Origin of the sequence: Enterococcus sp. GC34, from assembly GCF_040886645.1 — a bacterium.
Taxonomy (GTDB): Bacteria; Bacillota; Bacilli; order Lactobacillales; family Enterococcaceae; genus Enterococcus; species Enterococcus faecalis.
In genome coordinates, this window is the sequence record NZ_JBFOEF010000004.1 from 21845 (window position 1) to 36439 (window position 14595).

Sequence of the window (14595 nt, forward strand, 5' to 3'; positions counted from 1 at the left end):
ATTTTAGAGTAGATACAGCATAGAAATTCTATTACAATTGTCTTTGGATCTTCAAATAATATCAATTGTTATTTAATATTTATTTTATTTTTTACAAGTAAAAGTAAGGAGGTTGTAATCTCAATTGAAAAAACATAACTATTTATTGATTTTATTGTGGATAGTTGGAGGGATCTTTTTAGGAGTTGAAAAAGTAGAGGCTGCTCCTAGACCATTAACAGAACTGGGCTATTTCCATTGGGCAAATCAATCGATTACACCAGCGGCAAACACATTTATTATGCATTACGGCGAAAATACATCCGTCGAACCAATTGAAGGCGAAGTGTATTCAAACTACATGGCAGTTAGTCGAACGACAAATAAAAGTAAAGCAATAGTAAAAAATGTGGGGTTCTATGAAGGAAAAGCAGTTAATTTATTAGTTACATTACAACGGAATAAAAGTAATTTGGATGGAGGATCAATTAGTTTTACTGAAAGCTATTTTTTAGGAATTACGATTAAAGGCGAAATGCTGGTTACCTATGATTTTGTTGATAATGATGGTCAGCCCTTAACGATAAAAACAGCGTTTAATTACTATGGGTTAAATTCAAACAAATATGTTGGCTATAAAAACCCTGGAACGATAATTGATGCCTTATATGCGGAAAATCCTACACATATTCTTTACGATACGTGGGATGGCGGAGACGATGATTATTGGTTATATCTAAAAAACGTTACTGCAGGGGTACCTTGGCGGGACCCTCGCCAGCGTTTTGAAATGACGACCAAAAGTATTTCTACTGTTACGTTTGTAGTCCACAACAATGACACAACGCCGTCATCCATTGTTTACTTTACGGATTTTTTGGCAAAACCAGAATTTCCAACAGCCTACGCAATGGATACTTATTTTGAAAATGCAGAGACGGCTGTTTGTTTAAATGTGCAACAGACCATTCCAAATATTGATCAGTGGACAAAACCTAGTCAAATGGCTATAAACGTTAACCTGAACCAAGTAAATCAAACAAAGCAATATCAATTTGACAAAGTCTTAGTTACAGACTTTAAAGGAGAAGATTTAACGGATTTATTTACTAGCCAAACAGATGGTGAAAATGTCCAAATTATGACAAAAAATCTGTCAGATAGTCGTCTCTACGATACCGTATTACAATATAAAGTTTACTTGAAATGGCAAGGGACTCAAAATCCAGTCGATACGGCGCTCATTTCAAGTGGAAAATTAGACTTGCCGTTTAGTGCAAGAACTCTTTTAGATGGAGAAAATTTAGAGGAAACGACTGCTACATCCAGTGTGAATTATGTGGGGAAAGCAACGACTGTGTTTTTAAATGAACAAGATAATGCTATTCATGAACCAGTCACAAAAGAAGGGATTTTAACCACGCCTTTTGACTTGTCTAATCAGTATCCCAAAATAGCTGGCTATGAACCAATTAAGACCCAACAAGATCAAGGAATGTTTCTTCCAGAGGAGCAAACAATTATTCATCGTTATCGTGAAAAGAAGTTATTACAATTCAAATTGATGGATGAAGAAAATCCGCTATTGGTCTCACGTTTTACAAATCAGCGAGAAGTTACTTTTTCATTTTCCCATGATCCATCAACCAATATAACTCTAATAGCGAAGTGTGGCACGGAAGAAAAAGAATTAAAAAAATATGTAGATGCGCCAGAATCGGTTGTTGATAAAGTTACGTATACTTTTCCTGAACATTGGTTGAATCGAGAGGTTTTCTTTTATATAAAAGATGAGAACAATCAAGAGTCAGAAAAAGACAGTCGGACTCTTCAAAAAGAAGCTGGGCCCAAGCTCATTTTACCTGATACGATCAATTTTGGTGTGAATGAAATTCCCGCAACAGAGACAATGATTTCTTCTACTACAAATAAAGAAATCCGCATTGAAGATACAAGCAAACTTGATAAAAGTCGGTGGACAATTAAAGTAAAAGAAGAACAACCGTTAAAGAACGAAAACGGTGAGTTACTCGACAAAAGAATAAGTTATGGTGAGAAGAATCAGCGTGTTCTAATTAATGCAGATAGCCAACCTATTTTGCAAGGAAGCGGCAACGCTACCGCTAATTTGACCAAACAACTTCAGCTGACGATTTTTCCTTCTGATCCAGTCGGAAGGTATAGTGGAGTATTGCGATGGTCTCTGGAAGATGCGCCAGAATAAAACCTTTGTTTAATAAGAAAAAAGTGTCCAAAGATCTATTAATAGATAATTGGACACTTTTTTATAGATCTCTCTGAGGCTCCTACTTTTTTAAAGAGAGCGCCTTCTAATAAAGTGCAAATGTGTTATACTACACAAGTAGGAAGTTTATGACGGTGGCAATTTCTCAAAAAGGGGGACTGCCAATGTTTTTGCTTGTTCGCTTTTTCCCTAGAAAGGAATAGCAGTGACTGTCTTTGAAGCATTGATGTTTGCGATTGCTTTCGCAACGTTAATTGTCAAAATCAGTAATAAAAACAACAAAAAATAAACCCGTCATAATCTTTAGCCAGGATTGACGGGTTTATTAACCAATAAATTAAAGCTACCGTCTTAAACGGTCTACCCGAGAGCGTATGTCTAGTACGCTCTCTTCGTGTTTATTATACCAAGGTATCACCTAAAAAGCTAGCCGCTAAATCCTCGATAGGATCCAGCGGCTTTTTTAATTCTCTCTTGTCAAAATCATTTTGTGTAATTTCATACAAATTTCAGCTTTCTTATATCGAGAACATAACTGAGTGGCTAAGTATTTTGATATTTTTGTTTAATAGATGTTAGCTTTTATAAACAAATAATTTTCTCCTGTTACTCTGGCACCAATATTTTTAATACCTGTACCATTCTTTGATTTACCAGAAACATGGACCCCAATAATTTGGCCATTACTATTAAAAATCGGGCTTCCTGAATTACCGCCAACAGCATCTGTATTATAAGATATATCTAAATCATCAATATCAAGAATGGTTCCTGTATGATACCATTGTTCTCTTGCTTTATCTGCACCATAACCACTGATGAAAGCAGTTTTTCCAACTTCTGTTGCGTCCGTGATAGAAAAAGTAGGTACGAAGTCGCTAATATTTAAGCCAGAGTTATTTGGTTTCGTTTTAATAATGGCGATATCATATTTATCCATTTTACCACTTGAAAAGTATTGCGGATGAATGATTACTGAATCAATTAAAAATTTTCCATAAGGATATGTTGAACCAGTTCTTCCTGGTGCAACAAAAGACTGTGCGCGCTTTTCGTAATCTGTCAAGAAGTTTTCTGCGACATGAGCAGCTGTTAATAAAGTGTTTTTTCCAACCACGAAAGATGTACCTCTAGAAACCATATTATTTTCAATATACATTTGTGTATAGGCAATACTAGAAAAAGGTGTTTTAGTCGTATCCTCCACTTTCAATCGGTCATCATCCCCAATTATCTTTATAATATTTGGCTCGTTACTTTCTTCATTCGCTTGGGCTGTTACTCCCCAAAAAGTAATCACACACATCAAGGATAGTATGGGTAAAGTAAAAAATTTGTATTTCATCGTGTAGAATCCTTCTTTCTATATCATTTGAAGTTTTATTATATATTAATAAAATGAATAAAAATATATTATTTTTATGATTCTTGAGAATTGGTATAAATATTTAATGGTGAGCACACTTTATTTTAATCAATCATAATTAAAAAAAGATGTAAGCAAATATCTTTATTTGAATAATACTTTCATATAAAATGTTAAATTGGTTTTAAATAACTTAACAAGGAGGAAGAGATGAAAAAATTTCGTATATTTTTTGCAATGACATTCTTAGCCATTTCTTTTTTATTCATAAATAGTACCAGTGTGGAGGCGGCAAGTTATACTAATAACGATGGAATAATCAATGTGACATTACAAAATGGCCCGAAATTTACACCTGCCAATAGCATGAAATTTAAGTTTGATTTTGACTTATCTGGAGTATCTATTAAGTCTGGGGATACTTTCGAAATTGACTATCCTGAATCTATTGAATATTGGGGAGATCCTAATTTTAATTTTTATGACGAAGAAGGTAATCTATATGGGACAGGCGTGAATAAAGATGGGAAAATAATAATAACTTTTATTGATACTGTGGAAAATAAAACAGATATCAAAGGTTATTTGAATGCCCAATTTAAGCCAACACCAAATAAAATGTCCTTAGGTAAAAATACATTAACATTTGACTCTAAAAATGGGATTATCCCAATTGAAGTTGAACTTGTCGACTCTATAAAAAATATAAGTAAAAAAGGTACTGTCCAGAAAATGCCGAATGGAGAAAACGGCATTCGTTGGACAATAATTATAAATAGAAATAGCCTTTTTATGAACAATATACAGCTAGAGGATATTATTACTGATCCTGCATTAAAATATGTGCCTGGGACACTTAAAGTATCTGAAGGAATCTGGATAGATGATGTTAAGACGTCTTATAAACGTGTTCGAACTATGACGCCTGACGTTGAATACACAGTTTCTGAGGTAGAAAATGGGATGACTCTCCTTATTCCTTCTTCTGAAACAATGTATGTAGTAGATATGTTTACGAGTGTTTCTAACCCTCAACTTCTAAATACTAAAGGTAGTACTTTTTCGAACAATGCGACTCTTAAGTGGGGAGATGAAAATGGTGAAAGCCAATCAGAAAGTGTACAGTCATTGTTAACTATAAAAAATAATGATACTGGAATTGGTGGAAGTACTACCCCAACTACAAATAGTTCTGATTCAACTACAGAAACTTCTAGTAACTCTGAATCCCAAACGGAAGAAACAAAAAATAATGTATCTTCGAGTGATACTATTTCAAGTCAACCTGAAGTGACAGATAATTCAGTAATAGAAACCTCTGAAAGCATGTCAAACTCGACTTTAGATTCGAATGAACATAATGCCTCTTCTACTTCTTCGGATAGTACTTTGGAAAAAGAGTCAAATATTTCAATAGAATCAACGGATAGCCTAACAGGAGATTCGACTACACTGACGACCACAGACAATAAAAATATAGAAACAAATGACACAGAAATTTCTGATTCATCTGCAACAATTACCAGTGACTTCTCCAACCCATTTGAATCCAACAGAGAACAGAATAGTCAGATGAATCGTAAACTTACTAAGACAGCAAAAGATTCTAAACAAAACGCGAAATCTAAAAAAGCGTTCAAAGAGCACCTTCCTCAAACAGGTCAAGTAGAAAATAAAATGTTTATAATAGTGGGTATTGTTGCTTCTATGTTATCGTTTATTATCCTAACAAAATATAATAAATAAACATAAAAAAGAGCGTGGGACAAAAATCCAAAGTGATTTTTGTCCCACGCTTAAAAATTGATCAACGTCGGGAACAGAACCAACATTATGCGTTACTTCAATCTCAATAAATTCTAAGGTGCTTTCTCGACATACGTCTCGTCACAGTCCAGCCTTCAAAAGAGTTATAGCTCTAAGAGTTGCGATGTTTCACTGTGAAGCATGAGAACAAATGAAATTAACGTACCTACTTGGTGAAGGTCCTTCGGAACTTACAAGGATAAAACTGTGACGAGCCTTTGGAGGAGAAAACAATAAACCAAAATTGACTTTCTCACACAAGCGTTAGGCGTATCTTAATCCTTCCAAGTGTTGAGAATCAAGAAGAACTAAGAAAGTGCTCCTGCGGTTACTCGTCGCAGTTCATTCCTTACAATTGCTCCTGCGGTTACTCGTCGCAATTTGTCCTTTGAAAGTGATGGACAAGACCAACTTGGTTCTCGGAGCTAAACAGTTCTGTCCCGACCTCGAAGTCCAAGAGGTCATGTTCGATCTTCCCTTCACTTACAACTATACGCTTAAAAGAGCAATAGAGGGTAAATTCATCCGTCGATGAATTTACCCTCTAATCTTAGTATGTTCAGTGTTAAGATTATCACTTGTTTGTAAGTGTAAGATAAACTGAGAAGAAAATTCGTTATTATTAGATGACAAGAGAGAATTAATTTTCTCTTGTCAAAATCGTTTGTGTAATTTCATACAATTGTTCTTTCGCCTTAGCCTTTGTTTCAGGAAGTTTGCTGATTTCTTTCAGTGCTTTTTCCGTGTAATGAGTGGCTAATTGTTGAGCCTTTTCTACGCCACCTAGTTCATGGACAAGACGATAAATTTCCTGTGTTTCTTCATCAGTCAAGGCTTCTTTTTTCATTAAAAGTGGCAACAAGACTTCACGATTGGCTTCAAGTGCATAAATCAAGGGCAAAGAATACACACCTTGACGTACGTCTTCTAAGACGGGTTTGCCGATGGCATCGGCAGTTTGTGTATAGTCCAAAATATCATCAATAATTTGAAAAGCCAGTCCGATGTTTTCGCCGATTTCACCACAACGTTTGGCAAAACGTTGGGAGGTGCCACTTTCATAGGCACCGACAAAACAACTTAGCGCAAACAGTTCGGCAGTTTTCCCGGAAATGTTTTTTAAATATTGGTCAATCGTTACCTCGAAATTATAGCGATTGTCCATTTGACCAAGCTCACCAGTTAGGACTTTTTCCATACTGCGCGAATTTAATTGAATGCTTTTTAATGAAGAAGAATAATCAGATAAGAGCTTGAAACAGCAAACAAAAAGATAATCGCCTGTATACACGGCTGTGCTATTCCCAAAGCGCGAACGCAGGGTTGGCAAGCCACGACGCGTATCGGCTTCGTCGACAATATCGTCGTGAACTAACGTGGCGGTATGCAGTAATTCAATGGAAGCCGCTAACGCTGTCGCCTTTTTAGGGTCCCGCTGTTCACCAAAATAAGAGAACAACAGTTGGTAGGCTGGACGTAGCAATTTGCCGCCAGAATGAATCATGTCATGGACAGCAGCTTGAATCTCTTGATTATCGATTTGAACCGCTTGTTCCATCAAGCGAAGAGTAGTTGTTAATTCTTTTGATAACGTAGGATAGGTATTCCACATAGGATGTATATTCATAAGATGACTCCTTTAATTGTGGCGGACAGGTTTTCAATTAGAAAAATTGACTCCACTTATGTTTCGTTGTTTGTTCATAATTCAGTTGGAATTTTCGTAACGTCTGGACATGTTGTAGTAAATAGTTAGCGGCAATCCCAATGGCAATCCCTGAGAGTAACCCAAACAGAGATAAAAATGGTAAGTACAGCATCGGCGCCCACGAATGAGCAAAGAAAGAGGTCGTTAGCAACTGACCAACGTTGTGTAAGAAACCACCAACGGCACTAATCCCAATAATGCTGACCCGTTTTGGCCCCAGCTGCTTGACAAGCAACATGCCGAAATAACTTAATAAGGCACCACTGGCACTATAGAAAAAGGTCGAAAGTGTACCGCCCAGTAATGTCGTTAAAATCAAACGTAAACAGACTAGGAAAAAACTATCACGCTTACGCATGGTGAAAATCGCAATAATAGTAATTAAATTTGCTAGACCGAGCTTTGCCCCAGGAGCAAATGCGAAAGGGTAAGGAATCATATTTTCGATTAAACCAATAATGACCCCTTGGGCAACGAGCATAGCAATATAAATATTCTTGTGTAATTTGCTCATAGTTGTCGTGCTTAATAAATTAAGCTACCGTCTTCACTCCCATCAGAAGCTTCCACGGTGATAAACAAATTGTGGGGCAGACAGGCAATCGGGGTTTCACCAGGTTTGGAAATCCAGCCTCGCCGAACATCCACTAAGTCAGCACAGTTGGCTTCCTTCACGCGGATACGATCACCATCTACTTCAATCAGGTTGTAATCACCGTCTTTTGCTTCGTATTTATATGTATAATGCGGGCCGTCTTTTTTTAAGTCAAAGACTTTGATTACTTTGTTGTCTACTTTCAAGACTGCTTGATACGTAGCCGCTTCTTGACCACGGTTTTGCATGGCAAAAACAACAAGGGGCAGAAAAGAACCAAGAACTAAAACAGCAATAATAATAACGTCCCATGTTTTCAAGCGACTTTTCTTAATGAATTCTTTAATCGTCATTTTCTTCTCTCTCCTTTGGTGTTTTTTTCTTGTCTATCATAACATAATGAACGGAAAAGAAGTATTCTTTTCCAGTTGAGCCACCATATTATATAAAAGAAAATATGTGGGACAAAAGTCATGCTTGACTGCTGTCCCACATACTAAATCCTATGATAGTCAGCTGGAGACATGTGTCTCAGCTTTTGCTCGTAGTTGTCAATCGATGATCGATTGCTTACTTACTACTTACCGCCGTATCTAGCTTTCGGGGTACCATACCACGCTTTACCAAGTTTGCGTTGAATCCATGGAATTACCCAGCGGTCTAAACCGACAGCACGGCCTGAACCGTTCATCAAAGCAAAAGCGACAAAGATAAACCAGATATTTACCCAATAGAACATGCCAGATAAACAGAAGGCAATTGTTAAACCAATTGTAGCAGCACTTGATAACCAAGTGAATAAACCAGCAATCAATGCTAAAGCAATACATACTTCAACGATTGTCATGAATTTTTGCATGAACAAAGCAACTTCTTGGTTTGGCATCATAAATTTCATTACGCTTTCGAACCATTTAGGCATGTGATCAAACACTTGCATTGGTGTTTCGCCGTAAGCGTAGCTTAACCCAAAGTGCGCTGCTTGTGTTGCCGCATCGGCACCACCGCTTGCCGCAGCATCCGCCGCACCACTTGCAGCAGTTGTTGCTGTTTCAGTTGCTTGAGAAGCACCTGTTGTTACTTGTTCTTGTAACCAAGGGAATGGGAAAACGACTTTATCTGTGAACCAAGAACCGTCACCAAACCAAGTGCTTGGTTTCAAGTAATCGCCGTTGCCGACAATTTTCTTCATTGATTCGACTAACCAAACCATACCATAGAAGACACGTAGCGGAACACTCCACAAGACATTGCCGTAACGAGACGTATGTCCGCGAGCAACAGAACGATCATCTTTAATATGGAAGATTTCGTGCATAATGTATTGGAACATGTAGTAACCAGAACGAATATCAAAGAAGTATTTCAAGTTAACGATATGTTTCATAATGATGGCTAAGAAACCACTCAAATGAATTTTATCGAATAAGTTGGCAACGCCCCATTTCGCACCGATGGAAACCATGAATCCTTGGTAGTTTCCTTTAAAGGCGTGTTTTTCGCCGCCTTTAATATCTGCAACGATGTTGGCAGCTGCAGTATGACCTGTTTGTTCAGCTGCTTGAACGATTTGAGGAGTTGGTGTATTTGGTGTTTCTTCGTAATAAACCAAGTCACCAATGATATAAATGTTTTTGTCTTCGTAACCTTTTGCTTGCATGTATTCATTCGCAACTAAACGACTACCACGTGCTGCTTCTAAACCAAAGTCAGCGGCATCAGAAGTTGCTTTCACACCAGCTGTCCAGATTAACGTATGCGTTGGTACTTCAGAACCATCTTTTAATTTAATGTGATCTGTTGCAACTTCAACGATTGGTGAGTTCAATAATAATTGAACATTTTTCTTTTCTAGATAACGTTCTGCTTTGGCAGCATCGTTACGAGATAACATGTTTAAGATGGTTGGCATTGCTTCAACAACCATTAATGTAATTTCGTCTGGATCAATTTTGGCATCTTTCGCTAAACGATCTTTCCAGTCGATTAATTCGCCGACCATTTCGATCCCAGTAAAACCAGAACCACAGACAACGAATGTTAACATTGCTTTGCGTACTTCAGCATCTGGTTCGATGGCTGCTTTAGCAACGGTTGCTTCAATGTGATGACGAATTTTCACTGCATCATCAAATGACCATAAGGTGAAACCATTTTCTTTCACGCCTGGTGTTCCAAAGTCGTTTGGTTCGCCACCCATACCCAGAATTAACTGGTCAAATGGATAAGAACCTGCTAAAGTTTTCACAACTTTGTTTTCTTTGTCGATCCCAGTAACAGTATCTGTTACCAATTTTACGTTTTTCTTGCGTGAGAACAAACGTTGTAAGTCGTATTGAATTGCTTCTGGTTCAACACGTCCGCCTGCTACTTCATGCAATTCGGTCATCATAGTGTGGTAAGAATGGCGATCAATCAATGTGATTGTTACGTCCGTATCTTTTTTAAATTTCTTTGCTAGAAATTTAGTAGCTGAAACGCCAGCATACCCAGCACCTACAACGACAATATTTTGCTTTGTCATTGACAATCCGCTCCTTAATATTGTAAGTAGTAAAATAGTGATAATGATTAATAAGTACACAATCGACTAACATTATATAAGTATTTCACGAATTTGTCTAATATAAATTTTAATTGTCAACAAATTTACTCCAACGATGAGTTTTTGATGAAAAAAAGACCGAAATGTAAATATTTTTAGGGGATGGTCTTGACAACGTTTTTAAAACCATTATAATGTGTAATGTATCACAAACTTTTAATGTTTGTGAAAATCATGAAAGAAAAGGTGACTATCAATGAAAGTGAATAAATTTGTTAAAGGTTTTGCGGCAATTGCATTATTTAGTTTAGTATTAGCAGGCTGTGGCGCAGACAAGAAAGACAACACAACGAACTCTTCTAGCGCAGCATCTTCAGAAACGAAAAAATCAACTGAATCATCAGCACCAGCGAAAAAAGTTGCCGGTGGCGATTTAAAAGATGGTACGTATAAATTAGAAGAAAAAAATGAAAAAAATGGTTACCGTGCAGTCTTTGAAATGACTGTAAAAGACGGCAAAATCACTGAATCTAAATATGACAACATCAATGCTGACGGCAAGTCTAAAACAGAAGACACTAAGTATGAAGAAAGTATGAAAGCAAAATCTGGTGTTGGACCAAAAGAATACATCAAACAATTAAACGATTCTTTTGTTAAAGCACAAAGCGCAAGCGGTGTGGAAGTAGTAACTGGTGCGACTCATTCATCTGAATCATTCCAAAACTACGCACAACAATTAATCCAAGCAGCACAAGCTGGTAACACAGACACAATCGAAATCGACAATGGGGCAACATTGAAAGATGGTACGTACTCATTGAAAGAAAAAAATGACTCAAACGGCTACCACACAACATTCTCAATGACTGTGAAAGATGGTAAAGTGACTGAATCTAACTACGATAACGTGAACGCTGACGGCAAATCTAAAAAAGATGACACTGAATACGAAAGCAAAATGAAAGACGTTACTGGCGTTGGACCAAAAGAATATATCGAAACATTAAACAAAGAATTTGTTAAAGCAATGGGCGAAGAAGACGGCTCACCTGCAGGTGTTGAAGTGGTAACTGGTGCAACACACAGCACACATTCATTCATCAACTACGCACAACAATTAGTGAACGCTGCTGAAAAAGGCGACACAACTGAAATCGTTGTTGACAACATCGTAACAAAATAATTAGAAATAAATGAATCGTGAAGTAGTTCCTGAAATGCTTTTCAGCAATTACTTAGCACCATTGAGGGGTTGGGAAAAAGTCGGTTAGCTGACTTTCCCGCCCCTTTTTCTTCGCTAGTTCTGTCCATCATTTCACAAATTTTTTTCACAGAAATTTGTGAATTTCCAAGAGAAAGACTTTTCATTTTTTCCAAAAAAGGCTACTATGCAAGAGAACTTATTTTTTAATTAAAGAAGGAAAGAAGAGGGAATCCTATGAAAAAGAAACTTCTGCTCATGGTGAGTGTTCTAGCAGTGCTGTTTGTGGCAGCTGCTTGTTCCTCAAAACCAGAAGCGAAAATTAATACAGAACCATACTCTGACCGTCAAACAATGCTTGGTACCTACGTTCAAATTCGCATCTACGATGACGGCAAAGAAGACGTCTTACCGAAAGCTTTTGCCCGTGTCAAAGAACTAGGCGATAAAATCACCGTCAACCAACCAGGTTCAGAAATTGATGAAATCAACCAAGAAGCAGGCGTGAAACCAGTCAAAGTCTCAGATGACCTGTATCCTTTGTTGAAAAAAGCCTATGAATATAGCAAAGACTCCCGCGGCGGCTTTGACATGGCAATTGGCCCAATCACCTCTATGTGGCACATTGGCTTCGATGATGCCCGCAAACCAAGCCAAACCGAAATTGATCAAGCCTTGAAACTTGTCGATTACACGAAAGTCAAATTCAACGACAAAGAGCAAACCGTTTACCTTGAAGAAAAAGGCATGCAATTGGATTTAGGCGCAATTGCCAAAGGCTTCATCACCGACGAAGTCGTGAAAGTTCTGAAAGACAACGGCGTTACCACCGCTATCGTCGATTTAGGCGGGAATGTTTACGTCTTAGGACACAGCCCACGTGGCAAAGACATGGACTGGACAGTTGGGATTCAAGATCCGAATAAAGCCCGCAACACTGTTTTAGGTCAAGTCAAAGAAAGCAACAAAACCTTAGTCACATCAGGAATTTATGAACGCTACTTAAAAGTCGATGGCAAAACGTACCATCATCTCTTCGATCGTGAAACTGGCTATCCGTTTGATAACGACATCGCGGGTGTCACCATTATCACCGACAAATCCATCGATGGTGATGGTCTCTCAACAGCCGTCTTCTCAATGGGCGTCAAAAAAGGACTAGAATATGTCGAAAGTCTGAAAGGAACCGATGCCATTTTCGTCACAAAAGACGACAAAGTCTACATTAGCAAAGATATCGAAGGCAACTTTGAAATCGGCAAAGACTCTGGCTATACGATGGGGAATCGGGCCGATTTGAAATAAGGAGCGACTAAAAATGTCTTTAAATGTGTTTTTAAAAGTAGTGGAAATTCAGACGAAGCTAGCCAGTCTCTTTCCCTTTATCATCGGGGTTTTGTTTTCAATGACCTATTTCGGGGAAGTTCAGTGGGGCAACACGCTGGTTTTCTTCATTGGCATGGTGGTCTTTGATATGGCCACCACCGCCATTAATAATTACATGGACTTCAAAAAAGCCAAATCGGACGTCTATAAATATGAAGAAAATATTATCGGACAATCAGGCGTTTCACCACAACTGGTCCGCAACATGATTTTCGCCATGATTGCCTTCACTGCCGTTGTGGGTGCGTACTTAACGGTTCAAACCGGTTGGCTCTTCCTTGTGTTAGGGGGAATTTGCTGCTTCATCGGTATTTTCTACACGTATGGACCGATTCCGTTATCCCGCATGCCCTTGGGAGAAATTTTCAGTGGCTTCACGATGGGCTTAGGCATCTTCGTCTTAACCGTTTACTTGAACGTCGTTACCCAGCCGCCGTTTTACTTAACGGTTGATTTCGCCAGTGGCGCCTTTCGCTTAGACGGCAATCTCTGGGCGGTGCTTGCGATTGTCGTGGCTTCCTTGCCCTTGGTCTGTTCGATTGCTAACATCATGCTCGCCAACAATTTACGGGACTTAGATACGGATATTGAGAACCACCGTTATACGTTAGTCTATTATATCGGGCGCCCAGCGGGGATTGTGCTGTTTCAAGTGTTAGCGTTAGCTGGGTATCTGGTGATTTTATTTGGCTTCATTAGTGGTATTTATCAATGGCCGGTGTTAATCACGTTTGCCACTCTGCCAGTCATTTGGAAAAATATTCAAACGTTTAAACAAGAATTGCCGCAGCCGAAAAGTTTCCGTCATTCCATTAAAAACTTACTGGTTTTCAATGGTACCTATGCCTTAGGGCTATTAATTAGCGCTTTGATTGGTTGAAACCTAAAAAAGTGCGAGGTATGCAAAAAAAAATCTTGTTTTTTTTCAGAAGGTTTCTTCATAATAATTAAGAAAAGCTCAAAATGTTAGTCTACAACACTGACATTTTGAGCTTTTTTCGTTAAAAAGAATGAAAACTTAAGCTTTTAAGAAGGAGTTTTTGGGGAAAGTAAGTGTGAAACAACATTTTTTTTCGTTGATAATTAAATAACACGCTTATGAACTCTGTCCTATCAGCATATTTCCGATAATTCGCATGAGGCGCGTAAAAATCGTCAACTTCTACGGGGGCGTTCTTTGTTATTATAGAGGTATGAAAAAAGGTTGTTTGAGCATTCGATAAACACAAGCTCAAATCTGTTGTTGATTTAAAAGGAGGTTTTAAAATGAAAAAAAAGCGTTATTTAATGATTGTGTGTCTACTATCTTCTCCTAGTTTCTTTATAAATGTTGAAGCGTCTGATGGTGGTTCTAGTTCGGTGGGGATTGAATTTTACCAAAATCCGAGAACACCCGCTCCTAAAGATGCCCCGCCGAAAACAGATGCGCCAGCTGCTGATCCCAAGGAACCAGCTGGTCCTCCGCAAGGAGATCAACTGAGTGGTGGTTCGACACAGACCACCACAACTGGCTCAACGCTCCCTCGTACAGGGAGCAAGAGTCAGGCAAATCTTAGCATTCTCGGCTTGGTCTTAATCGGCCTTGTCGGAATGGTACATAGAAAGAGGGGACGACATGAAGCGAAATAAATGGCAACGACTTGCAGCTATTGGCTTATGTGGTTCTTTGATAGTGAATGCCTTTTCTGGCGTGACGGCAGTTGCGGAAACTGTAACGATTGAAAGTAGTCAAACGGAAGAGTCAGTAGCAAGTGAAGACAC

At 38.3% G+C, this 14595-nt stretch carries 11 protein-coding genes; 6 read left to right on the forward strand and 5 right to left on the reverse strand.

Annotated features, from left to right (window positions below):
* Positions 1 to 154: 154 nt before the first annotated feature.
* On the forward strand, positions 155 to 2203 hold the full coding sequence (locus AB3I72_RS05055; RefSeq protein ID WP_368023702.1) for a hypothetical protein: 2049 nt from the start codon (positions 155 to 157) through the stop codon (positions 2201 to 2203).
* A gap of 586 nt (positions 2204 to 2789) precedes the next feature.
* On the opposite strand, the gene AB3I72_RS05060 is transcribed toward AB3I72_RS05055, so the two are convergent.
* Entirely contained in the window at positions 2790 to 3569 is a 780-nt protein-coding gene (locus tag AB3I72_RS05060; protein WP_176944753.1) for a serine protease, read from the reverse strand.
* A 231-nt stretch (positions 3570 to 3800) separates the two neighbouring features.
* Here AB3I72_RS05060 and AB3I72_RS05065 point away from each other — a divergent pair, with 231 nt between their 5' ends.
* Entirely contained in the window at positions 3801 to 5336 is a 1536-nt protein-coding gene (locus AB3I72_RS05065) for an Ig-like domain-containing protein (protein WP_010827869.1), read from the forward strand.
* Between the two features lie 700 nt (positions 5337 to 6036).
* Here AB3I72_RS05065 and AB3I72_RS05070 read toward each other — a convergent pair.
* The 4 genes from AB3I72_RS05070 to AB3I72_RS05085 all read right to left on the reverse strand — a co-directional run bounded on the left by AB3I72_RS05070 (position 6037) and on the right by AB3I72_RS05085 (position 10223).
* The gene (locus tag AB3I72_RS05070) at positions 6037 to 7023 is read right to left on the reverse strand and encodes a polyprenyl synthetase family protein (protein ID WP_016614465.1); all 987 of its coding nucleotides are present in this window, start codon (positions 7021 to 7023) and stop codon (positions 6037 to 6039) included.
* A gap of 37 nt (positions 7024 to 7060) precedes the next feature.
* Positions 7061 to 7618 (reverse strand): Gx transporter family protein, encoded by a 558-nt coding sequence (locus tag AB3I72_RS05075; protein ID WP_002354743.1) that lies wholly within the window; start codon positions 7616 to 7618, stop codon positions 7061 to 7063.
* Between the two features lie 11 nt (positions 7619 to 7629).
* Positions 7630 to 8052: a NusG domain II-containing protein gene (locus AB3I72_RS05080; RefSeq protein ID WP_002358956.1), complete on the reverse strand. Its 423-nt coding sequence runs from the start codon at positions 8050 to 8052 to the stop codon at positions 7630 to 7632.
* A 224-nt stretch (positions 8053 to 8276) separates the two neighbouring features.
* Positions 8277 to 10223: an FAD-dependent oxidoreductase gene (locus AB3I72_RS05085; protein WP_368023645.1), complete on the reverse strand. Its 1947-nt coding sequence runs from the start codon at positions 10221 to 10223 to the stop codon at positions 8277 to 8279.
* A gap of 277 nt (positions 10224 to 10500) precedes the next feature.
* Between AB3I72_RS05085 and pplA the strand changes: the two genes are divergently transcribed.
* The 4 genes from pplA (at position 10501) to AB3I72_RS05105 (ending at position 14463) form a co-directional block, all read left to right on the forward strand.
* On the forward strand, positions 10501 to 11430 hold the full coding sequence (gene pplA, locus AB3I72_RS05090; RefSeq protein WP_002367507.1) for an extracellular electron transfer flavoprotein PplA: 930 nt from the start codon (positions 10501 to 10503) through the stop codon (positions 11428 to 11430).
* 255 nt (positions 11431 to 11685) lie between these two features.
* Positions 11686 to 12753, forward strand: a complete 1068-nt coding sequence (locus AB3I72_RS05095; protein ID WP_368023646.1) for an FAD:protein FMN transferase — start codon at positions 11686 to 11688, stop codon at positions 12751 to 12753.
* 13 nt (positions 12754 to 12766) lie between these two features.
* A complete protein-coding gene (gene menA, locus AB3I72_RS05100; protein WP_002383158.1) occupies positions 12767 to 13714 on the forward strand; it encodes a 1,4-dihydroxy-2-naphthoate polyprenyltransferase in 948 nt (315 codons plus the stop codon).
* 386 nt (positions 13715 to 14100) lie between these two features.
* A complete protein-coding gene (locus tag AB3I72_RS05105; RefSeq protein ID WP_368023647.1) occupies positions 14101 to 14463 on the forward strand; it encodes an LPXTG cell wall anchor domain-containing protein in 363 nt (120 codons plus the stop codon).
* Positions 14464 to 14595 lie beyond the last annotated feature (132 nt).